The following is a 23,614-nucleotide window of genomic DNA, read 5'->3' on the forward strand; positions in this document are numbered from 1 at the left end:
AGGCTCTAAAAATGAGTACTTCTCTGCCATCTTTACAGCTATAGCCTGGGCCTTTCCGGACATCTCCTGATACTGGGCATTTGATGTGTCCTCGTAATATTTCATAAATGCGTAGACATAAACTCTCTCGACTTTATAATCTACCTCATCTGATTCCTTAATTGCAGCGTATAGATTTTCAACGCCTTTGGCAATCTCGCCCTTATATTGGCAAGGAATAGCCGCTAACTTTTCAAGTTCCCCTAAATCCTCTTTCCAGGCAGCATCACTAGCATATATATCATTAACTGCCCACTTAAATTTATCATTAATTTCCTTACGTTCCTTAAGTGCCATAGTTTTCTCCTTTCCCATTCCTTTGACTTTAACTATTTTAACAAATGTATTCTCATGAGTAAATTCTTTTATTCATCATAATTTCCCATTAGCTAAACAAAAGCTTAAAATAAAAAAATCCAAGCAAGTATTACCTGCTTGGAAATGCTCTTAATTATAGGCTGCGACTACATTTTTAGCAAAATCCTTAATGTTCATTAGGTCACAACTATTCGGTCTGTCCTTATGCATCAGACCAAATTCACCCTTGCAAAAGAACTCCTTATCTGAAAGCTTTAGGCCTGTCTCGCCCTTTCTCTTTCTCTCTTCTATACATTTTTTTATCTGACTATGAGTGGACTTTCTAATAGCGGAAGAGGAAAAATTATAAATCGTCCCCTTCTCTAATTCAAGATTATCTATAAAAGACTTCACATTAGGATCTGCATCCTCGTAATAAACCGAGTTTCCAAGAAACAAAATGTCTGTGTCCTTATCCACTGGATGGCTTATATCAAGGGCTTCCACTCCAAGGGCCTCTGACATAGCCTTAGCTAGCTTTCTAGTATTCCCATTCTTACTTCTGCTAAAATATCTAACTGCAATTTTCATCTACACAACTCCTTATAAACCATACACAAATCCTAAAAATGTATAATCTATAAGTCCTGATTCACGTACAATTTAGTCAATTATATATGCTATGTATATTGATTGCAAGTTAAAAATAGTTTTATGCCTCAAGCTCAGGTAAACAAGCTGACACAGCTACTGCAAGTGCGCCCTTACCGATATGACATGAGATACTAAGGGATAATGGATCCATGTGGATGTCGTATCCTGGGAATTCCTTAGATAATAATTCCTTCCACTCTGCTGCCTCTTCTGGATTTCCTGAATATGCAGCCTCAAGATGAAGCTTACCTTCCTTTGCGAAGTTAGCAAAACGGTTCTCGAAGTCATTTTTCATAGCTTCAATCATCTTCTTTTTAGCAGCTTCCTTACCTCTTGTCTTAGTGTAAGCATCAAGCTTCTCGCCCTGAATCTGTAAAACTGGCTTTAAGTTTAAAACTGTACCAATTGCTGCAGCTGCAGGTGTGATTCTTCCGCCCTTCTTAAGATACTTTAAAGTCTCAAGTGTGATATATATACTTGAATCAAACTTATGCTTCTCTAGGATTTCCTTGATTTCCTTAGCTGAATAACCCTTCTTTGCAAGCTCAAGTGCATCAATAGCTGACTGTCTCATAGTGACAGAAATTCTCTGGTTGTTAACAACGCAAACCTTTCCATCATAATCCTCAGCAAGCATTGTAGCTGTCTGGCATGTGCCTGAAAGACCGCTAGACATTGGGATAAATACAAGTTCATCGTAATCCTTTAAGACCTCATCAAATGTATCCTGTAATTCACCAACTGATGGCTGAGATGTAGAAATATCAGCATCTCCTTCAAGCTTTACGTAAAATTCTTCCTGTGTTAATGTAATATCTTCAAGATATTCCTTACCATCAATGAAAAATGGCATAGGAATTACTCTTATTCCTAATTCTTTGCTTTCTTTTTGTGTAATACCACTATTGCTGTCTGTAACAATCGCAACTTTGCTCATAAGTCCTCCTTAAATATAAATAAGCTACCAAGTAAGTAGCTTAACTTTTTCCAAGAAATCAAACTTGCTTATAACTTGTAACCTATTGTTAGGCAATGATATAATCATAATGCATTTAAACTATTTTGTAAATAAAAGTTTTGAAAGGTCTAGGCCTCAATACCTAGTATTTAAAACCACTTGTCGTAATTTGGCCTGTAAAAATTTCCGCTAAATTTTAAAAAAACGCGACAAATATTCATATAAAAGACATTTTGGAGGAACAATAATGGAAATCAAAAAATTAGACTATATAGATGAAACAATCTCAGCCGCTTTTAATGACTTCTTAGGAAAATGTAGTGACTGCGAGCCTTACTACTCAAACCAGTACAACCCTAAGTTTCTAGGCTACGCTCTCTTTGAAGGTGACACTATCATTAGCTATCTTGGCGCCCTTTTAATTAACTTTGAAAAGCCCGTAACTTCTGATTTTGAATTAGATGAGGCTAGCAAAAACATTTTCGAAATCTCAGCTCTTACCCTTCCAGAATATAGAAACAAGGGCTGTTTTACTAAGTTGCTTGGAAAATGTATCTCTGACTGGCAGAATAGCTCAAACTTTATTATGCCACTAGAGGATGAGTTTAAGGATGCTAGCTTTGTTTCTGACTATCTTTATTCAGAGTATCTCTATGTTTTAAAGAAAGAGGATTTTGTGACTAATCAGGAGACGCTTTCAAAGGACAGCTTAAAAATCGACCACTACTGCGCCTTTACAGAAGATCACCAACATTATTATCTATATTTATCAGCAGAAGATGCTTCTAATTCTGGTGAAGCTCTTGAAGCTGATGAAAGCTCTGAATCTAGTGAGGTTTACGGCATCGAAGATGAAGATGTTCAGATTCTTAATGCCTGCTTTAACGAGGAAGAACCTGCTGCCGTGATTAATATTAGTTTTGAAAAATCTTACGCTACAATTTACGGAGTTTTTGTTGATGAAGATAAGAGAAATTTAGGACTAGGCTATGCTTTGCTTTATGACTGTTTAGAAGAACATTTTTCTAATTATGACTTGCCTCTAATTCTAAATGTAACTAGCACTAACATTCCAGCTTGTAAGCTATATAAAAAGGCTGGCTTTAAAGCAGCCAGCCAAGTTAATTTCTATGCAATTACATCGCCCATATCATAAAGGCCAGCACCCTTGCCATTAAGGAACTTAGCAGCGCTAACTGCTCCCTTTGCAAAGACTGCCTTTGAATAAGCAGTATGTTTAATTTCAATTACTTCGTCTTCGCCAGCAAAGAATACTTCATGCTCGCCAACGATTGTACCGCCTCTAACAGCACTAATACCGATTTCCTTAGGATTTCTCTTCTCTCTAAGCTGACTTCTATCATATCTATAGAAGTAATCATCATCTAAGACTTCCTTCATAGAATCAGCTAGAGCAAGTGCTGTACCAGATGGTGCATCAATCTTCTTATTATGATGCTTCTCAACGATTTCAATATCAAAACCCTCTGGTGCGAATACCTTTGCAGCTTCCTTTAAAAGCTTGAAAATTGTATTAATACCAAGGGACATGTTAGCTGACTTTAAAACAGCTACACGTGTTGAAACATCCTTAATTCTTGCTATCTGTTCATCAGATAAACCAGTTGTACAAACTACTACTGGAACCTTCTTTTCCTCTACATAATCAAGTAAGGCATCAATAGCCTTTGCTGCTGCAAAATCAATAATTACATCAGCTTCAATATTACAATCCTTAATTGAGCCAAATACAGGGTATGTGTTATGTCCATCATCAAATGGATCAACACCTGCAACTATCTCAATGTCCTTATCGTTATCACAAATTCCTGTAATAACTCTACCCATATGGCCATTACAGCCATGCATAATTGCTCTTGTCATTTACTACCTCTTTTATATCATTTTACTTTAGTTATTAAAGTACGACGTATTCCTTAAGGGCACTTTCAAGTCTCTTAAGATTTGCATCTTCCATTTCACATAAAGGAGCGCGAAGTGGACCAACATTCCAACCCATTAAATTAAGGGCATGCTTAACTGGAATAGGATTAACCTCACAGAATAATGCATCTACTAAATTAAGAGCCTTAAACTGTAATTCCTTAGCCTTCTCAACGTTACCTGCCATAAACTCAGCACAAATATCATGTGTCTGCTTTGGTGCTACATTAGATAATACTGAAATAACACCCTTAGCTCCAATAGACATAAGTGGGACAATAAGTCCATCTTCACCTGAATACATATCAAGTCTACCTTCAGCTAATGCCATCATCTTACTTTCCTGTGTAAGATTACCTGTAGCTGCCTTAATAGCAACGATATTCTCAACATCCTTAGCTAACTTAACAGCTGTCTCTGGCTGAATATTGCAGCCTGTTCTACTTGGAACATTGTACATAATAATTGGTAAGTCTACTGACTTAGCAATGGCACTGTAGTGCTTATAAAGACCTTTTTGTGTAGTCTTATTGTAGTAAGGTGTTACAACTAATAAACCATCTACACCTACTTTTTGAGCTTCCTTAGATAAATAAATTGCTGACTCTGTGCAATTAGAACCTGTACCTGCAATAACAGGAACTCTCTTGTTAACATATTCAGCTGTAAATCTAATAGCTTCAATATGTTCTTCGTTAGTTAATGTTGAAGCCTCACCAGTTGTACCACAGATAATAATAGCATCTGTAGAATTGTTAATCTGGAAATCGAGAAATTCTCCAAGCTTCTCATAATTAACTTCACCATTGTCCTTCATAGGTGTAATAATTGCTACACCTGCTCCAGTAAATACTGACATATCTTTCCTCTTTCTGCCATTTGCGGCTACTTAATATTTAAAAAGTTCTAGTTCATTACCTAGGTAAAGGTTAAGGCAAAACAAATGCCAGTCAAATAGACTGGCACCTAAAGAATCTTCCTAAATATTAATTAATCCTTAAGTAGCCCTCCATCTTATGATGACAGTCGCATGGTTATTGACCATACTCCCAGCATAGATACTCCGGCATATCTACACTTCGGCGAAATTTCCTTTCACTCTTATTCTTAGGACTCCGGGTCCTCCTAATAGCTACTAATAAATTACGCAACCTCTACCTTATATAGAAATAAAATTCCTATCACTTATTAAATTATATTGTAAATAACTTCTTATTTACAAGTGTCAATATAGCACTTGAAAATATCGATGTCAACCAATTACAACTAGTTAAATGTATATATTTTATTCTGTAATTTTCTTAATCTGACTTACTGAAACTTCGTATGCTACTCTAATCTCAGTTTTGTCCTCAGAAATCTTCTTTGAATACTCTCTAGACTGTACTCTACCAACAACCTGAATGTTAGCACCAATCTTAATATCTGAAGCATATTTTGCATTACGGCCCCAAGCAATACATGGAATGTAATCTGACTTACCGTACTGTCTGTTAACAGCTACTAATAAATCTGCGATTTCTCTACCAAGTGGAGTCTTTCTATATACAGGTGGCTTACAAACGAAACCATCAAGGAAAATCTGATTAGAAGGAATCTTATGTGGATGCTCTTCTGTTTCCTCTTCCTCTGACTTTACAGCTTCCTGCTTCTCAGCTGCATATAAATCATAGTATTCATTGAATTCATCATGATTTTCTAATTCTTCTACAAAAATAATTTCCTTTACGAAAACAGATAATAATAACTTTCTACCTGTCTCTTCATGTCTGTTATATGATCTAAACTGACCTAAAATAACAACATCCTTACCCTTACAATCTGAATGCACATCAAATAATCTGTCTGAAACAATAATAGGAATAATATCTTCCATATCACTAAGTCTTGAAACTGCTACATTACAAATGTAGAAACCTTCACCAAAGCTTTCGTGACTGAACTGGAAATCTGAAACAACCTTTCCTACTATTCTGACTTTGTTATTCTCTGCGATTTTCTCTAACATTTCTCGTTTTCTCCTTCCTTTATCCCAAAAAAGTATCAACAACAGCTAGTCTTTCGTTTTCTCTGTTGCTTGACTAAAAGATAGTGTAAAATAAAACTTTGTAGATTTTGTGTACAAAATACATTTTTTACTAATAACTATCTTATATTAAGAATTTTCTTATGTAAAATTTACTTAAATATAGCATACATTAAAAATATTGTATACACAATTTTTCTTAAAAATTTTAGTTTAACTATTGTACTAATTAAGATACAATATTTTCTATTTTTAGACTATTGTAATTTGAAAATATTATGATAGAATTAAAAAGTTGCTATTACAACAGGCTTAATTTTTAAGCCCTACTTGCTAATTAATAAATTAGATTTCGTATTTATAAAGAAAGGACTAAACAATGAGGACAAAACGTGAAGATATTCGTAATATCGCTATTATCGCCCACGTAGATCATGGTAAGACAACTCTTGTTGATGAGCTTTTAAAGCAGAGTGGTACTTTTAGAGCTAATCAGGAAGTAGCAGAACGTGTCATGGATTCTAACGATATTGAACGTGAAAGAGGAATTACAATTCTTTCTAAAAACACTGCTATCACTTATAAGGATACAAAGATTAACATTATAGATACTCCAGGCCATGCTGACTTCGGTGGTGAGGTTGAACGAGTTTTAAAGATGGTTAATGGTGTTATTCTCGTTGTCGATGCTTTTGAAGGCGTTATGCCACAGACAAAGTTCGTTTTACAGAAGGCACTCGAACTTGAACTATCAATTATTGTTTGTATCAATAAGATTGATAGACCAGAAGCTAGACCAAACGAAGTTATCGATGAGATCTTAGAATTATTCATCGACTTAGACGCTAATGAAGACCAGCTTGATTGCCCATTTATTTTCGCATCAGCTAAGTCAGGTTATGCTATGGCTGATTTAAATGATGAAAAGAAGGATATGGAACCATTATTCCAGTGTATCGTTGATAACATCCCAGCTCCAGAAGGAGATCCAGATGCTGATACACAGATGCTTGTTTCAACAATCGATTACAACGAATTCGTTGGTAGAATCGGTGTAGGTAAGATTGATAACGGTTCAATCAAGGTAAATCAGGAGGTTATGATTGTTAACCATCATGACCCTTCTGTTCATAAGAGAGTTAGAGTTACAAAGCTCTATACTTTCCAGGGTCTTAACAAGGTAGAAGTTAACGAAGCTACAATCGGTGAAATCGTTGCTGTTTCAGGTATTGCAGATATTCACATCGGTGATACATTATGTTCAGTAGATAACCCTGTAGCTATTCCATTCCAGAAGATTTCAGAGCCAACACTTTCTATGGATTTCATGGTTAATGACTCTCCACTTGCTGGTAAGGAAGGTAAGTTCGTTACATCTAGACATTTAAGAGATAGATTATTTAGAGAGCTTAACACTGACGTTTCTTTAAGAGTTGAAGAAAACCCAGGTTCAGAAAACTCATTCAAGGTTTCTGGTAGAGGTGAATTACATCTTTCAGTTCTTATTGAGAACATGCGTCGTGAAGGCTATGAATTTGCTGTAAGTAAGGCAGAAGTTTTATTTAAGACTGATGAGCGTGGTAAGAAGCTCGAGCCTATGGAATTATGTTATATCGATGTTCCAGATGAATTCTCTGGTTCAGTAATCCAGAAGTTAAGCCAGAGAAAGGGTGAACTTCTTGGTATGACACCTATTAACGGTGGTTACACAAGATTGCAGTTTAACATTCCTGCAAGAGGTCTTATCGGTTACAGAGGCGAGTTCATGACAGATACAAAGGGTAACGGTATTATTAACTCATCCTTTGAAGGTTATGAAGAATATAAGGGAGATATCTCTTATAGAAAGACTGGTTCATTAATCGCTTATGAAGATGGTGAAACAGTTACATACGGTTTATTTAATGCTCAGGATCGTGGTACATTATTCGTTGGACCTGGTGAGAAGGTTTATGCTGGTATGATTATCGGTGAGAACCCTCGTACAGAAGATATCGAAGTTAATGTCTGCAAGACAAAGCATCTTACTAATACTCGATCATCAAGTGCTGATGAAGCATTAAGACTTGTACCACCTAAGGTATTAAGCTTAGAGCAGGCTCTTGATTATATCGATACAGACGAGTTACTTGAGGTAACTCCTACTCACTTAAGAATCCGTAAGAAGATTCTTGATTCAACAGCAAGATATAGAGCTAACAAGAAGTAATTTCTCATCTACTTGCTTTTCAAACACATTTATTTATGCTAGATTATAAAAAGTTAAATCTAGTTTTAGCAAATTTTAATATCTAAATCAGAGGGCATTATTGCCCTTCTGATTTGATTATATAATCGCGATTATTCCCCAATTTTCGCGCCTTTAGCTTAAGAGATCCCCTATTTGTTCTTAGCTAAAGATTGGATTTGGTTTAAAATTTTTCACTTTTAAACTCAGAAGATTTGTAGTATATTCTTTAGGTACTACACTAAATGGTAATGTTTTAAAATTATTAGAAACATTGCATCACGTTTTATTTTATTTTTTTTGGAGGTTGCAAACATGGAAAACGATTTAGGTGCAAAGGTTAAGAAGTTAAGAATTTCCCACGGTCTTACACAGGAAGATGTTGCTAAGGCATTAGACGTAACACCTGGTTATATCAGTAACGTAGAGAATGGACGTAATCTTATGACATTAAGAATGCTTTCATACTATGCTGAACTTACAGGAGTTTCACTTGATTACTTAGCAGGTTCTGTAGATAAGGAATATCAGAAGACAGCTCTTGACAACGAAATTATTCAGTTAGTTCAGAAGCTTGATACTGACAAGAAGGAAAAGCTTATTTCTACATTAAGAATTTGGGCTTAATCACATATTCTTGTAAATAGTGAATATAAATAAAAGAGGTTAAATTATCATCCCCCTATGTAGATAATTTAACCTCTTATTTTTTTATTTACGAAAATGTCACAAAAAGGCTTAACTGTAAACCTTCCCTACACTCTTCCCTGCATTAAGGCTCTTAGACTAACTTTGTAATGACTTCATCTTATAGAAATGTCCCTTAAGTGCCATAAGTTCATCAAAGCTTCCGTACTCAATACATTTTCCATCAGCTATAACCGCAATTTTGTCAGCATCTCTAATAGTTGAGAGTCTATGGGCTACAATAAATGTAGTTCTATCCTTTGTTAGGTTATTAATAGCGGACTGAATAAGCTTTTCAGAAATACTATCAAGGGCTGATGTAGCCTCATCAAATACAATAACCTCTGGATTTCTAATAAGGGCTCTAGCAATAGATATTCTCTGTCTTTGACCACCAGATAATTTACCACCGTGCTCTCCCACCATTGTATCAAGGCCTTCCGGCAATCTATCAATAAGTTCGCGAAGGTTTGCTGCATCTACTACCTTTGATAGAGTCTCCTCATCTACATCCTCCATACCATAAGTGATATTGTCTCTTATAGTTCCTGAGAAAATAATAGAAGTCTGCGGAACCACCGCTATATGCTTTCTATAGGTCCTTAAATCGATTTCTTCTAGATTATGTCCATCAACACTAACAATACCCTCAGAAGCGAAATTAAAGCCAATAACAAGGTTTAAAACTGTAGATTTACCAGCTCCCGATTCACCCACTAAAGCTATGGTCTCACCCTTATTAACATGGAGGTTAAGGCCTTTTAATACATGACTTTCGGAGTTGTTATATCCAAATTTAACATCTTTAAAGTCGAATTCTCCGTATACATTTTCAAGGGCATACTTGCCTTCGTTATCCTCAATGTCTTCCTCAAGTAATACCTCGCCAATAGAGTTAACGGATTCAATACCCTTAGCAATTGTAGGAACTAAGGCCATAAGTGAAGATACCTGATTGACAATAGTTGCAAAGTAACTTTGATAAAGGGTGATATCACCAGGAAGAACTGTGCCCTTAATTGCAAGAAAGCCTGTAAAAGCAAGACAAACCACCTGGAATATCTGGAAAATGGCCCAACCAACGGAACCAAACAAAGACTGGATAATATCTAGCTTGTAGCCTTTTTCTGCTACAGTAAATAGCTGGCCGCTGATTTTTTCAACCTCTTCCTCTTCTAGGGCATGGGCTCTAGTAACAGGAATAAGCTCCACCATTTCCATAACTCTTGCAGAAGTCTCTTCCATCTCTCTTCTAAATTCGTTGTTACGCTTCTTCATAATATTTCTAAAGAAAACCATAGTTGCTGCAGCAATAGGTGTTGTTATAAGAAAGAAGCTAAAAACCAACATACTCTTAGAAATTGTTACACAAAGAGCGATGGTAATATTAAGTGCGATATTTAGAATACTTAGAAACATCTGAGTTGAAAGAGTTTCTACTGCTTCTACATCTCGCATGATCTTTGATTGTAATCTACCAGCCATGGTTTCCTTATGATAGGAAATGGATAGCTGCTGTAGTTTTCTAACTAAGGCCTTACGTAAACCTGTTTCACAATATCTTGTGGCAAGAGATTTATACCTTGTGTAGAGATAATTCATAGGTACATTAAGTAAGATAAGGCCTATCATAATAACAGCCTGAATAATAATTCTTGTATGAAGATTTGGGCTGTTTCCTGTAACATCGTTAATAATATTGGCTGTTACGATTGGTAAAACCCACACTGGTGCATGCTTTATAAAGAAGAAAATTACTGCAAGTAGGAACTTGTTGTAATTACCCTTATAAAGTCTAAAAAGGATAAAGAGCGGATGACCTTTATGCCTTCTGTAGCACTCAATGAACCAACTTTCTACATCAATTCCTTTTGGTGCTTTTAAATTCATTTTTTGCCCCCTTAAATAAGCAGATTCATTAGATAAACTAGGCCTCGATGCTTTCACACCAAGGCCTAAAAAATCACTTATTAGTTTCTCTCAATTTCATCAACATTTGTTGCAACAATTGCTTCGCCTTCATTACCTGTAATGTTTACATTTTTAAGAATAAGCTTCTTGATATTGCTTACTACTAAGCCCTGCTTGCTAGCCTCATCACAACCAAGCATCATAGCAGCTACACCAGACTTTGCATTCTCAGCATAGTTAAAGTCAATATTTTCAAATCTTAATTCTTCAATCTTCATCTCTGGAAGACCGCAGATATATGCGCCTGCAACGTGGCAATTTGTTGCCTTAATGTCCTTAAACTTTAATCTCTTAATTGATGGAGTTCTATCATCCACTGGAAGAGGATTCTTTGAACCAACGTATTCTGTCTTACCATCTGGATCGCAGAAATAGAAGCTGTTTACAACAAATGGAGTCATTACGTTGTCCATATCAATATTTTCAAAGCTAATATCATCAAGAACTGATAGCTTACCTCTACCACGTCTTGTCTTAACTCTTAAACCTCTATCAGTGTTCATAAAGAGACAATCCTTAATGTGAACATCCTTAACACCTGCAGCAATCTCAGAACCTACAGTTACAGCACCGTGGCCATCTCTCATGCAGCACTGTCTTACCGTCATGTTGCTTGTAGGAGTCTTTAAGCTCTCAGCCATGTAAATCTTACCTGACTTAATAGCGATACAGTCATCACCTACTGAAATGTATGTACCAAGTACTAATACATCTTCGCAGCTCTCTGGATCAAGACCATCTGTGTTATGTGAATTTGCAGGGTTCTTAATCTTAACATCAATAAACTTTAAGTGCTTACTAAAGTATGGATGAATTGTCCAAGAAGGTGAGTTCTGAACAGTAATACCATGCATTGTCACATTGCTACAGTGGTTAATAAAGAATAATCTTGGTCTCCAAGCGATGTTACGAATCTTGCAGTTATTCCACCAGTTTTCAAAGCTTGTGTTACCCTCGATTGTACCTTCACCAGTAATTACAACATTTGATACATTTATACCACAAACAATTGCTGAAAATGTATCAAGTGGATTACCTTCCCAAGAGCCTAAATTATACATAGTCTCTTCATCGTAGCTCTCAATCATACCAGGTAGGATTGGGAACTTCTCTCTATCTGTGTAAGCTGAAAGAACGGCACCCTTAGCAAGCTCAAGAGTTAAGTTATCCTTAAGGAAAATGCTTGAAATCTTATAAACTCCTTCTGGAACCAATACTCTTGAATCCTTTGGACAAGCCATAATTGCGCACTGAATAGCATTTGTATCATCATGCTCTCCATCACCATAAGCGCCAAATTCTCTAACATTTAATGTAACGAATTCGTAATCTGTATGAACTGTGAGCTTTTCAACCTTCTCGCCCTCGTAGTTAACTGCGATTTCATAATCCTTATCAGGCTTTAAACCATAGATTGATGTAATAACCTGCTTAGATTCCTGATATTCTTCACCGTTTACTAAAACTGTAAACTTCTTCTTTGTGTAATATTTTCCACCATCGTCTAATTCAATAACGATGCTTCTTGCTGTCTTATTAACTAATTTTAACTCCATAATACGCCTCCCTTTAAACGGCCATAATCCTGATATTCTCTATTCTTGATGCTTTCTGTTGCTGCTAAAATGTATGCAGATTTTACATTTGCACTAGCATCCATTAAAGATTCAAGATCTTCGTTTACTAAATCAAAGAGTGAAGCTGCCTCGCACTCATACTTTTCTGTATGAATAAGGTTCATTCTACAGCCCTTAAAAATTGCATAAGCAAAGACTAAGTCGTATTCCTTGTTCTTTCCAAGTGTAAATCTAGCAGAATTAAGGATTGCCTTAATAGTCTCCTTGTAGAATTCTCTAAGCTTAGCCCAAATCTCATAAAGAGCCTGGTCCATAAGTTCTAGTGTATCTACTAAAGCTGCTGCGAAGTAAACTAAAGGCTTTAATTCCTTCTCATTGCCGTTTTTTAAGTCAAGTACAGTATTTCCTAACATATTTGAAAAAATGGCCTTATACTGAGCGATAATGTCGTTGTAGCGCTCCTTACCACCATTCTTAGTTTCATAATTCATATAGAAAGAAAATGCCTTAAATGTTACACATAAGCATTCCTTGCCATTGCTATTAAGGAAATAACCCTTGTCTGACTTCTTAACCTCATCAAGTGTCTTTGCAATAGCGCAAGCAAGGTCTGTGTACTTTTCTTCACCTGTAAGGCTTGCTGCCATATAAGCTGCATTTCCTGCAAGGAAGTTTTCAACATCGCCTGTCTTTGCACAGTTAAGGCCTGTTTCTGACACTGCGGCAGATAAGCCATTTTCTAAAAGCTCCTTAAAGTCTTTGCCAAAATCCTTTGCGCCGTAAGCAACAGCATTAAGATACTTTCCAGCCTCATCAGCCTCAAGACCCTTTAAGTCCACTGACTTTGCTAACTTAATCGCTGCTTCATACATGCTATTTACATCATAATTAGCCATATCTTCTCTTCTCCTTTTATTTACATTTCTGGATTGTAATTAAAGTAATCAAATTCGCCATATAATGGCTTCTCAAATCTAGTATCTAGATTCTTTTGATGCTCCCCGCCATAGACATAAAGTCCAAGCATAGCACCTGTAAATCGCTTTCCCTTCTTAATACCCTCATCGCATAAATAATAAACATTATCAAGATGTAGATATTTTGTATAATGACGTCCATCATAGCTGTAAGAAAAGCTTCTTTTAAGAAAATGTGTATCCACTCGCAAATACAAGAAGGATTTAGTCTCGTCAAGCTCGATATCTGGGTAAGAAATATAATCATCCCCGATGCGCTCCTCCACCTTTAAGACAAATCTCTCGCTCTTATCTTCAAGTCTATAAACACCAAACTTAAGATAGGTATTCTCATCATAATAACAAGTCATACCCATATTCTGTCCTGCCTTTAATTTCGGCATTCTAAGGCAAGTATCAGCACTAAATTTAAAGGAAGTCTGTCTTCTTAGTAAAATGTTTTTCGCCTTAATAGAATCAAGATCATAAACACTTCCCTTAATTTTCACATAAGAGTTTTCAAGTACTATTCCATCCATCTCTGGTACTCTTGGGAAAAGCCACTCTGTACTTAAATAAGACTCCTTAAAGTCGTCTTTATATTCATTTTCCCAGACAGTTTCTGGTAAATCCGGCTTTTTCTGTAGGTTTGAAGGGCCTTTAAGATTATTAACAAGTGGCCAGTCATCCTCAGTCCAAGTTATAGGATCAAGGGCTGTCTCTCTACCAAGAAGTGAATAACCCTCACCAATCTTTCGACCACAAAGATAAACCATATACCAGTCGCCATTTTGTGTCTGAACCGGCTTACCATGGCCACAACGCTGAATAATTGCGGACTCATTAGTCTGTCTCATAATAGGATTGTAAGGACATGGTGTGTAAGTTCCCATAAGTTCCTTACTTCTTGAAACAGTAATTCTATGTCCTGGTCCTGTTCCACCCTCTGCTTCAAAGAGATAGTAATAACCATCTTTCTTAAGCAAATGTGGTCCCTCCGGTGCTCTCTTATTATCCCCATAGAATAACAACTTAGCCTTTGAAATCTGTGTTGTTGCATCTTCACTTAATTCAAAGATTCTAGCACCTCTATTAAGAAGCATATATCTTCTTCCATCATCATCATTAAAGATTGATGGATCAATTCCGTCTTCATCAATAATTGCCGGCTTACTATATGGGCCTTCTGGATTAGTAGAACTAACCACAATCTGCTTTCTATATACATTTCCATCATCATTAAGTCTATATGTGGCGGTTATGTAAAATTTACCATTATAGTAAGAAATATCAGGAGCCCAATAACCTCTTCCGCCTTCAAGCTCATCTAAATTGGCCCAAGCTGGATTAGTTATGGCATAACCTATTATTCTCCAATGCACCAAATCTGTAGAATGGGATACTGGAATGCATGGATAATAGATAAAAGATGAATTAACCATGTAGTAGTCATTGCCAACCCTACATATTGATGGATCTGGGAAGAAGCCAGTTCTTATGGGGTTTTTATACATTTGCTCCAAACCAACTCCAAGAACAGATTCATAGTACTCTTCCAAATCAAAATACTTATTGTCATGGGCAATATCAAGAGGTGTAACTAAGTCGTTATCCCCCTCAACAATTGACATTCCAACTCTTTCTACCAAATACTGACAAGTTGGCACATTTCCCGACATACTTGCATAATGCAAAATGCTTCTATGATTATCATCGTAAATGTTCATACTTGCCCTAGAATACTCAACTATATATTTAACAATATCTAGATTACCTGTCTTAGCTGCAAGAAATGGCATCATTATGCCATCCTTATCAAGACCATCAATTAAGCTAGGTTCTTCTTCAAGAATCTCTTTAATTGCTGGTAAATTCTCTAGATAAATTGCATCTTCTAATGTATACCTGACCATACTGCCTACCCCTTTTGCATCAAAATCTTTTAACATTGTATCATACAAAAGATTTCTATTCTACTTATTAAAGTCAATTAAAGACATGTTTTACATATAATTTTGCTTCGGTAAAAAAAGGGCCGCTACCCCAAGGATAGCGACCCCTATAAAATTCCTTAAAGGAAATTATTCCTTAACGGCACCTACATTAACACCCTGAACGAAGTACTTCTGACAGAATGGATAAATGATAGCGAATGGTAATACCGCAACGATAGTAGCTGCACTTGAGATTGTCTCAGGTGAAACTGATGAATCATTAGGAATATCACTATCAGAAACCATTGAACGAAGTCTGATCTGGAAGTTATATAAGTTGTTCTTAGAAATATATAACTTGAAGTTTGTATAATCGTTCCAGAATGAAACTGAGAACATCAAACCGATTGAAGCAAGAGCAGCCTTTGATAATGGAAGGACGATCTTGAAGAAGATACCCATTGGAGAGCATCCATCGATCTGAGCAGCTTCAAATAAGGATTCTGGAATACCTTCAAAGAAGTTTCTCATAAGAACTAAGTTATAAACATTGATTGACATAGGTAAGATAACAGCCCAAAGTGTGTTCATTAAGCCTAATTCCTTAATAACGAGGTACTTTGGAATCATACCACCATCGAAAATCATTGTGAATAACAACATATATGCAAAGAAGTTTCTTCCTGGCATTTCCCACTGAATAAGTACATAACCACCAAGAGTAACAAGTAATAAACCACAGAATGTACCAACAATAGTTGTTACTACTGAAATTACGAATGGCATATATAAACTTGTTCTGTTGATAATAGCCTGGTAACCACCAAGTGTAAATTCTACTGGATGTAAATTGAGACCATAAGCTGAACGAGCATCTAATGAATCACAAAGTACCTTCCAAATAGGAATAATAATTATTAATGAAATTAAAATAAAGATAAGTCCATTAACAAGTGGGAAGACCTTGAATTTCTTCTTTTTCTTTCTAACTACAATCTTATCATCACTCATTATATTGCCTCCTTATACAATTCCACGTCCGCGGACCTTCTTAGATGCATAGTTACAGCCAAGTACGAGAATCATACCAACAAATGACTTAAATAAACCAACTGCTGTTGTATAACCATAATCTGAGTTACCACCAGCGAATGTCTTATCATAAACATATGTCTGTAAAACAGATGCAACTGAGTCTACAGCCGAACTCTTAGTTACGAATACTGATTCGAAAAGGTTCATAACCTTAGCAAGGTTAAGAATGAATACAGTAATAATTGTATTAGCAAGTGCTGGAAGAGTGATGTAAATCAATCTCTTAAATCTGTTAGCACCATCAATCTGAGCAGCCTCATATAAATCAGGGCTGATACCAGATAATGTAGCAAGGAAGAGGACTGTTCCCCAACCTGTATCCTTCCAAAGGTTCATTACATAGAAAGTTCCTCTCCAGTAACGAGTATCTGCAAGGAATGAAATAGGTGAATCAATAAGGCCTACATTAATTAAGAAACCGTTAATTACACCTGAACTATTAACTGATAAAATCATTCTAAATACAGAGAAGATAACAACCCATGACATGAAGTGAGGGAGATATACAATAGTCTGTACTGTCTTCTTAAATGGCATATTAACAATTTCATTAAGAAGTAAAGAAATAATAACTGCAAATCCTGTATTAAGAATTAACTTAACAATAGAAAGGATAAGAGTATTTCTAAATGCTCTCCAGAAGAATGTATCGTTTGTTAACATTGTCTGGAAATGATATAAACCAATGTAATATGGATTACCAATTACATATCTTGTGAATGCATAACGACATCCAAGCATTGGCCAGTAGTTAAAGATGAGAATCATGATTAATACTGGTAAATACATGAGGTAGAAACCTCTATAATAGTAAAGCTTTAAACCTAAACTCTGATTAATAGAGTTAGATAAATACTTTGAATCTACTCCAAGATCCTTCTTGAAGTGCTTTAAAACATCGATGAATACACCAGCGATAGCAACGATTAAACCAATAACCATTACGTATACACCAACGCCAATATGATATGCATTTCCATCATATCCGTTGTTAAGAATATCCATTAATGTTGTATATTCTTTTCTAAGACCACCGCCTGTTGTCTTACCAACAACGATTTCATAAGTGAAGCCAAAGTAAGAAATTACCCAAACAATCATAGCTGCAACTGATGCGCAGATTGAGAAGATTTCTTTCTTAGCTACAACGAGAAGCACACCTACTACTAAAAGTAAGATAAATAAGTACCACATAACTGGCACTGAAATGTTCATAAAACTGAATGCAAAAGCCTTTGGTACATAACCATCAAGAACTTCTTCACCAGACTGTACGAATGGTAGCATAGAAGCAATAAGCATAATTACGAAACCAAAAATAGAAATAACCTTAAGGTTACCTGCTGGCTTGCTTACCTGTGCGCCACACTTTGGACAAATCTTAGCGTTCTTAGGTAATTCTGAGTTGCAAGATTTACACTGCATCTTTATACCTTCTTTCCTATATTTTTTCATAGCTATCATCAGTACTTGATAACTAAAATATAGAATCCACATCGGGGAAACCCCCGACATGAATTCTTATGATGTGGCGTCGCCACAAATCTAGCTTATGCTAGCTGAATTATTTCTAATTCGGATTATTCACCTAAAGAGTTAAGTGACTTAAGTACAGCTTCAACCTTAGAACCTACTGTATCTTTATAGTACTTCATACCATCTTCAACTGACATCTGGTTAAGAGCAACCTTAGAGATAACTTCGTTTCTAGCTGTGTTGATATCTGTGATGTTGTTACCAAGAGTCTCTGTCATTGGAAGTGGAGTAGCCACATCTGAGTGAGAAGAGAACATCTCGAAGTTGTCCTTAACATTATCTGTTAATGACTTAGCACCAGGATCTGTACCATTGAATGATGCAATAGCAAGAACTGGATCAATGTGATTCTTCTTCATAAGAGTTGTTGGATCTTCTGGAGAAGGTAAGAAGTGGAATTCACCTTCGTTATATGTATAAGACTTAACAGCATCGCCTTCCTTAGCAGTAGCAAGTGTTACAGTTTCTGCCTTATCATCCCAGTGAGTTCCCTTAGCACCGTATTCCCAAGCCATCTGTACATCGCCACCATCGAGCATTGTATCGATGAAGTACTTGTAAATACCTTCTGCCTTACCTGCATCATCAGCTGCTGATGTAATACACCAAGCTGTTGAAAGTCTTTCTGTGTAAGTACCAAGTTCTTCGATTGGGTAAATAGCAACTAATTCTGAGTCAAGACCCTTATTAGCAAGGTTAGTTACTAATGTATCAGCCCATGTACCAGCCCAGTATGTGAATACACCAGATTCTGTTGAAGGATCTGTTGAGTAGAACTTGTTACGAGCCTGAGATGTTGTCTGACCTTCTGTTTCAGAATCGATGATACCATCCTTAACAGCGTCCTGAATTCTCTGAAGAGCGTCCTTCATAGCATCTTCTGAGAAACCATCAACATATTCACCATCAGCATTCTTATAGAATGTATATTCAGCATCCTGATAGAATTCTGGTAAATAGTTAGTATATGGAGCTTCTGTTCCGATCCAGCCTGGAGCTGAAATTACGTAATCTGAAGCAGCAGCAGCCTTCATCTTCTTTAAGATGTCATAGTACTCTGAATATGTGAGAGTCTTATCCTTAACATCATCTACTGATAAACCAGCAGCCTTTAACCAAGAAGCCTTGATGTATGTACAGCAACCATTACCACGGAATGGTGAGTAACCATACATAGCATATTCGCCATCAGCACCTAAAACTACGTTAGCTGCTTCGATCTTCTCTGCAGCTGAGATAAGTCTGCCTGAATTCTTTGTTTCAGATTTTTCCCAAGCATCTGTCATATCCCAAAGGTAACCATTGTTAGCGTAAAGTGCTAAGTAATCAGATGAAAGAAGAACTACATCAGGAATATCACCTGATGCGAATGTACTTGCTACCTGATCATAATAAGCACTGTGTTCTGGACGGATCCATTCGATGTCAAGACCTGTTAACTCTCCGAGATAATCATAGAATGCCTGACCACCGTTAGTATCCTTTACAACTGTACCATCGACCATTACTGAAAATGTTCCTGGCTTTTCAACTGAACTCCAGTCCACTGACTTAGACTTAGAGTTGTCGCTTGATGAATTTGAAGCACCACAAGCAACAAGACCCATTACTGATGTAAGTGTTAAACCTACAGCAGTAAGCTTTTTAATTGTCTTTTTCATAAACCTTAAAACCCTCCTTAATTGGTTTTGGGGAACAACCCCCTTTTGTTGGTATTCCCAACATGGCTATATTATCATTTTTGTTATATTTTAACAAGGCTATTTTTAACATTTCTTGTATTTTTTTTGGATTTTTTATGAATGTCAGTGTTTATGCGGGTTTTAAATGTTTACAATTTCTTCATTTTTGTTAATTCTTTATCAAAACTTTAAAATAACAACTTAAATTATAGTTTTCAGAAACTTAATTTTATGTAAAATGTGCACAAATCATTTTGACATGTTTGATTATTTTTCACTACTTTTACAAATAAATTGGGGTTTTATTTGTAATTTAACCTTTGTATTGTAACTTTTTACTACTCTTCATTTTTTATTCATAATTTACTACTGTAAATATTGGTCTGCTATATCCTTTTACAGATTTTTTGTTGCACTTTGTTAACAATTTGAATTTCACCCGAGAATTCGTTTTGGAGTTTTTGCACAAAATCATCAATTTTTTCATTTTCGATAACTAACTTCATGTGCACTTTTTCAGTATATTCTGTTTCTTGAATATCTATTCCAAAGTTATCGCAAATGTATTGCACCTTAGAGAGATTGCCATATTCAAAGTCCATTTCCCCTGTAATTCCATCTATAAGATTACCAAGTACACTATTATTAAGTCCTTCAATAGTTGCACCCTGATAAGCTCTTACAAGTCCACCAGTTCCAAGTAAGATTCCACCAAAGTATCTTGTTACAACCACAAGACAATTTGTAAGCTCTCTTGATGTAATTAAATCAAGTATAGGCTTACCTGCAGTACCTGAAGGTTCTCCATCATCTGAAAATCTCTGGATTTCTCCTTTATCTCCTAATACATAAGCATAACAGTTATGTCTTGCATCCCAGTATTTTTTCTTTAATTTATTAATATACTCCTGGGCCTGCTCTTCATTATCAATATATAAAACGTGGGCTATAAAACGAGACTTTTTCTCGATAATTTCACCAATTCCCTTTTCTAATACCAGTTTCATTTTAATTGCTCCTATATCTCTTTTATGATATAATTTAGACGCATATCAGTCAGACATCTAAAGTTTACACATCTACATCTATACGTAAACTATGTGGTCGCTGGGAGATTAGCTAAGTTTACTTCAATCGAAGTATATTTAGCTTAAGTAAGCAATTCACATTGTTTACTTTCTATTTCATATCTATTCCAGCACACACCTGATATAATATCATGCCATGTACAATCGGTACAAGAAAAATGAGGTGAATATATGAATTACGGTGGACGAGGCATTATTGACAAGAAGAAGCTTCTAAACTCATCTGCCACTAAGCTTGAAACTAAGCTTGGGGTATTTTGTGTAAAGATTCTTCTTATATTTGCTATCGCTATTGTTGTTGGTGGTTCATGTCTAGTCTTTGGTGCATTTCAGGGTATTATCGAGAGTGCCCCTGATATATCTACTATTGATGTATCCCCTAATGGGTATGCTACTAAAGTCTATGATAGTAACGGTGAAGAGATTCAAACTTTAGCCTCTTCAGGCGCCAACAGAACTTATGTAACCCTTGATCAGATACCAGTTGAACTTCAAGAAGCCTTTGTTGCTATTGAAGATGAACGTTTTTATGAACACAACGGTATTGATGTAAAAGGTATTATACGAGCTGCTGCTATTGCTGTAACTAACGGAGGTCTATCGCAAGGTGCCTCAACAATTACACAGCAGTTGCTAAAGAACAATGTATTTAATGCATACAACGAAACTACAATCGAGAAGATAAAGCGTAAAATACAGGAACAATATCTAGCAGTTAAACTAGAAACGGTAATGTCTAAGGACGACATTTTAGAGAATTATCTAAATACTATTAACTTAGGTAATGGATATTATGGAGTTCAAGCAGCCGCAGAAGGCTATTTTAATAAAGATGTTTCCGAATTAACGCTAAGTGAATGTGCAGTAATTGCATCAATCACTAAGAATCCACAGGGATTAAACCCAATCAACTATCCGGATAAGAACAGATCTCGTCAGATACAGGTTCTATCTAATATGCTAGAACAGGGCTATATAACACAGGCTCAATATGACGATGCTGTTGCAGACGATGTTTATGCAAGACTTGAGGGTCTCACAATTACAACATCAAGCTCAACTTATTCTTATTTTGTTGATGAGGTTATTGAACAGCTCACAGATGATTTAATGGAGCAGTATGGTTACACAGAAACTCAGGCTTCTAACCTAATTTATGGTGGCGGCCTACAGATTTATACAACCCAAGACACTGATATGCAAGAGATTGCAGATGATATCATTAACGATACATCGAACTGGCCAAGTTCAACGCAATTCTCAATTAACTTATCCTTCACAGTTAAGGAGACGGATGGCACATACCACTACTACTCACATAGTACGATGTATACTTGGTTTACACAGACTAAGGGCGATTCTTCATTTTCATTAACACAGACAAGTGAGGATAAAGCCAATTCCTTAATTAAGGAATATGAAGAGGCTATGTTAGCAGATGGCGGTACACTTTCTTACGAATCAATTGATTTCGTAATTCAGCCACAGGTATCCTTCTCAATGATTGAACAATCTACAGGATATGTTAAAGTCTTGGTTGGTGGTCGAGGTGATAAAACTGGTAACAGAACTCTTAACAGAGCAACAGATGATGTTACTAGACAGCCTGGTTCTTCAATTAAGCCATTAGTAGCTTACGGACCAGCCCTTGATACTGGTGCTATCACACTTGCAACAGCAATTGATGATGCTCCATACTACTACAGTGGTTCAGATTCAAAGCTTGTAACTAACTACGATAAGTCTTACAGAGGCTTAATGACGGTTAGAGAAGCTATTACTATTTCAGAAAACGTACCTGCAGTTAAAGTTCTTACACTTATAACTCCTCAGGTAGGTTATAATTATTTGGAAAAATTTGGTATTTCAACACTTGTCTCACCATCCGAGGCAATTAATGGAAACCACGATGTGGTTCAGTCATTAGCACTTGGTGGTATGACACGAGGTGTTTGTAATATCGATATGACAGCAGCCTATGCAGCTATTGCTAATGGCGGAGTCTACACAGAACCTATTTATTACACACAGGTTCTTGATAGTGAAGGAAATGTATTAATTGATAATACAACATCTAATACTCATAGAGTATTAAAAGAAACAACAGCATGGTTATTAACTTCAGCCCTTCGTTCAGTTGTAACAAACGGTACTGCAACAGCTGCTAACTTCTCAGGTCAGCCAGTTTGTGGTAAAACAGGTACAACACAGAATGATACAGATAAGTGGTTCTGTGGTTACACACCATACTACGCTGCTTCAATTTGGGTTGGTTACGATGATAACTCAACAAAGGTTAACAATGTAAACCATACTAGAATTTGGGGCAAGATAATGTCAGCAATTAATGATTACACCGGTGATGCGGAAGGAAGCTATGAACAGCCAGAAGGCATTGTTCAGACGGAAGTTTGTAGCAAATCAGGTGAATTACCATCAGACCTTTGTTCACAGGATGAGAGAGGAAGCACTATTATTAGTGAATACTTCTCAGAAGACAATGTTCCAACAGAGACATGTAGTACACATGTTAAGGTTACAATTTGTAACGACTCTGGTGCAATTGCAGTAGCTGGTTGTACATCTACAACAACTAGAATCCTTACATTAAAGGAATCTGTAACAACACCACTTGGTGCATCAGATGACGCATCAAATTACACAACGGCAGATGCAGCATACTCTATAACAGCTGATCAATTGACGAATTTCTGTACAATTCATTCAAATACAGCCACGACGACAGACTCAAGTGGAACGTCGACGGGTACTAGTAGCTCAAGCACAAGTTCGTCAGGCACTAAAACTCAACAAGAAACAAAAAGTTCTGAAGAAGAATCTTCTACAGAAGAAACGACTACTAAGAAATCTTCAAGTTCAAGTAGTTCGAACAGCTCAAACAAGAGCAACAATAGCGCTAACAGTAGCAATAATTAATTAGAA

At 36.2% G+C, this 23,614-nt stretch carries 17 protein-coding genes, 1 pseudogene and 1 riboswitch; of the genes and pseudogenes, 4 read left to right on the forward strand and 14 right to left on the reverse strand.

The window, feature by feature from the left end:
- The 3 genes and pseudogenes from QVA17_RS03660 to QVA17_RS03670 form a co-directional block, all read right to left on the reverse strand.
- Positions 1-336 (reverse strand): annotated as a pseudogene (locus QVA17_RS03660) (oligoendopeptidase F); the annotation flags it as partial.
- 150 nt (positions 337-486) lie between these two features.
- A complete protein-coding gene (locus QVA17_RS03665; RefSeq protein ID WP_074520757.1) occupies positions 487-927 on the reverse strand; it encodes a flavodoxin family protein in 441 nt (146 codons plus the stop codon).
- A gap of 121 nt (positions 928-1,048) precedes the next feature.
- On the reverse strand, positions 1,049-1,927 hold the full coding sequence (locus tag QVA17_RS03670; protein WP_287386522.1) for a DegV family protein: 879 nt from the start codon (positions 1,925-1,927) through the stop codon (positions 1,049-1,051).
- A 268-nt stretch (positions 1,928-2,195) separates the two neighbouring features.
- Between QVA17_RS03670 and QVA17_RS03675 the strand changes: the two genes are divergently transcribed.
- Positions 2,196-3,104 carry a GNAT family N-acetyltransferase gene (locus QVA17_RS03675; protein WP_287386524.1) on the forward strand — a complete coding sequence of 303 codons (909 nt, stop codon included), beginning with the start codon at positions 2,196-2,198 and terminating at the stop codon, positions 3,102-3,104.
- On the opposite strand, the gene dapB is transcribed toward QVA17_RS03675, so the two are convergent.
- From dapB to QVA17_RS03690, 3 genes are all read right to left on the reverse strand, one after another.
- The gene (dapB, locus tag QVA17_RS03680; protein ID WP_287386526.1) at positions 3,077-3,832 is read right to left on the reverse strand and encodes a 4-hydroxy-tetrahydrodipicolinate reductase; all 756 of its coding nucleotides are present in this window, start codon (positions 3,830-3,832) and stop codon (positions 3,077-3,079) included. The two genes, QVA17_RS03675 and dapB, sit on opposite strands and share 28 nt — an antisense overlap.
- 34 nt (positions 3,833-3,866) lie before the next feature.
- Entirely contained in the window at positions 3,867-4,751 is an 885-nt protein-coding gene (gene dapA, locus QVA17_RS03685; protein ID WP_287386527.1) for a 4-hydroxy-tetrahydrodipicolinate synthase, read from the reverse strand.
- A 135-nt stretch (positions 4,752-4,886) separates the two neighbouring features.
- A riboswitch (Lysine riboswitch) is annotated at positions 4,887-5,057 on the reverse strand.
- A 120-nt stretch (positions 5,058-5,177) separates the two neighbouring features.
- Entirely contained in the window at positions 5,178-5,900 is a 723-nt protein-coding gene (locus QVA17_RS03690; protein WP_287386528.1) for a single-stranded DNA-binding protein, read from the reverse strand.
- A gap of 397 nt (positions 5,901-6,297) precedes the next feature.
- Here QVA17_RS03690 and typA point away from each other — a divergent pair, with 397 nt between their 5' ends.
- Together typA and QVA17_RS03700 are read left to right on the forward strand one after the other, a co-directional pair.
- Positions 6,298-8,127 carry a translational GTPase TypA gene (typA, locus tag QVA17_RS03695; RefSeq protein ID WP_027430245.1) on the forward strand — a complete coding sequence of 610 codons (1,830 nt, stop codon included), beginning with the start codon at positions 6,298-6,300 and terminating at the stop codon, positions 8,125-8,127.
- A gap of 333 nt (positions 8,128-8,460) precedes the next feature.
- A complete protein-coding gene (locus QVA17_RS03700; RefSeq protein WP_027430244.1) occupies positions 8,461-8,772 on the forward strand; it encodes a helix-turn-helix domain-containing protein in 312 nt (103 codons plus the stop codon).
- A gap of 159 nt (positions 8,773-8,931) precedes the next feature.
- Here the strand turns inward: QVA17_RS03700 and QVA17_RS03705 are convergent, their stop codons facing one another.
- From QVA17_RS03705 to QVA17_RS03740, 8 genes are all read right to left on the reverse strand, one after another.
- Complete coding sequence (locus QVA17_RS03705) at positions 8,932-10,722, reverse strand: ABC transporter ATP-binding protein (protein WP_027430243.1); 1,791 nt, start codon at positions 10,720-10,722, stop codon at positions 8,932-8,934.
- 80 nt (positions 10,723-10,802) lie between these two features.
- The gene (locus tag QVA17_RS03710; RefSeq protein WP_074520750.1) at positions 10,803-12,359 is read right to left on the reverse strand and encodes a glycoside hydrolase family 28 protein; all 1,557 of its coding nucleotides are present in this window, start codon (positions 12,357-12,359) and stop codon (positions 10,803-10,805) included.
- On the reverse strand, positions 12,350-13,276 hold the full coding sequence (locus QVA17_RS03715) for a hypothetical protein (protein ID WP_287386534.1): 927 nt from the start codon (positions 13,274-13,276) through the stop codon (positions 12,350-12,352). The genes QVA17_RS03710 and QVA17_RS03715 overlap by 10 nt, the downstream gene beginning before the upstream one ends.
- A gap of 20 nt (positions 13,277-13,296) precedes the next feature.
- Positions 13,297-15,249: a family 43 glycosylhydrolase gene (locus tag QVA17_RS03720; protein ID WP_287386536.1), complete on the reverse strand. Its 1,953-nt coding sequence runs from the start codon at positions 15,247-15,249 to the stop codon at positions 13,297-13,299.
- Between the two features lie 168 nt (positions 15,250-15,417).
- Positions 15,418-16,281: a carbohydrate ABC transporter permease gene (locus QVA17_RS03725; protein WP_034245082.1), complete on the reverse strand. Its 864-nt coding sequence runs from the start codon at positions 16,279-16,281 to the stop codon at positions 15,418-15,420.
- A 12-nt stretch (positions 16,282-16,293) separates the two neighbouring features.
- Positions 16,294-17,790 carry an ABC transporter permease subunit gene (locus QVA17_RS03730; protein ID WP_287386539.1) on the reverse strand — a complete coding sequence of 499 codons (1,497 nt, stop codon included), beginning with the start codon at positions 17,788-17,790 and terminating at the stop codon, positions 16,294-16,296.
- A 155-nt stretch (positions 17,791-17,945) separates the two neighbouring features.
- Positions 17,946-19,562 (reverse strand): ABC transporter substrate-binding protein, encoded by a 1,617-nt coding sequence (locus QVA17_RS03735; RefSeq protein WP_287386541.1) that lies wholly within the window; start codon positions 19,560-19,562, stop codon positions 17,946-17,948.
- Positions 19,563-19,969: 407 nt separating this feature from the next.
- Positions 19,970-20,590 carry a YigZ family protein gene (locus QVA17_RS03740; RefSeq protein ID WP_287386543.1) on the reverse strand — a complete coding sequence of 207 codons (621 nt, stop codon included), beginning with the start codon at positions 20,588-20,590 and terminating at the stop codon, positions 19,970-19,972.
- Positions 20,591-20,842: 252 nt separating this feature from the next.
- Between QVA17_RS03740 and QVA17_RS03745 the strand changes: the two genes are divergently transcribed.
- A complete protein-coding gene (locus QVA17_RS03745; RefSeq protein ID WP_287386545.1) occupies positions 20,843-23,608 on the forward strand; it encodes a transglycosylase domain-containing protein in 2,766 nt (921 codons plus the stop codon).
- Positions 23,609-23,614 lie beyond the last annotated feature (6 nt).

The sequence above is a fragment of the Lachnospira sp. genome, from assembly GCF_016290755.1.
GTDB lineage: Bacteria > Bacillota > Clostridia > Lachnospirales > Lachnospiraceae > Lachnospira > Lachnospira multipara.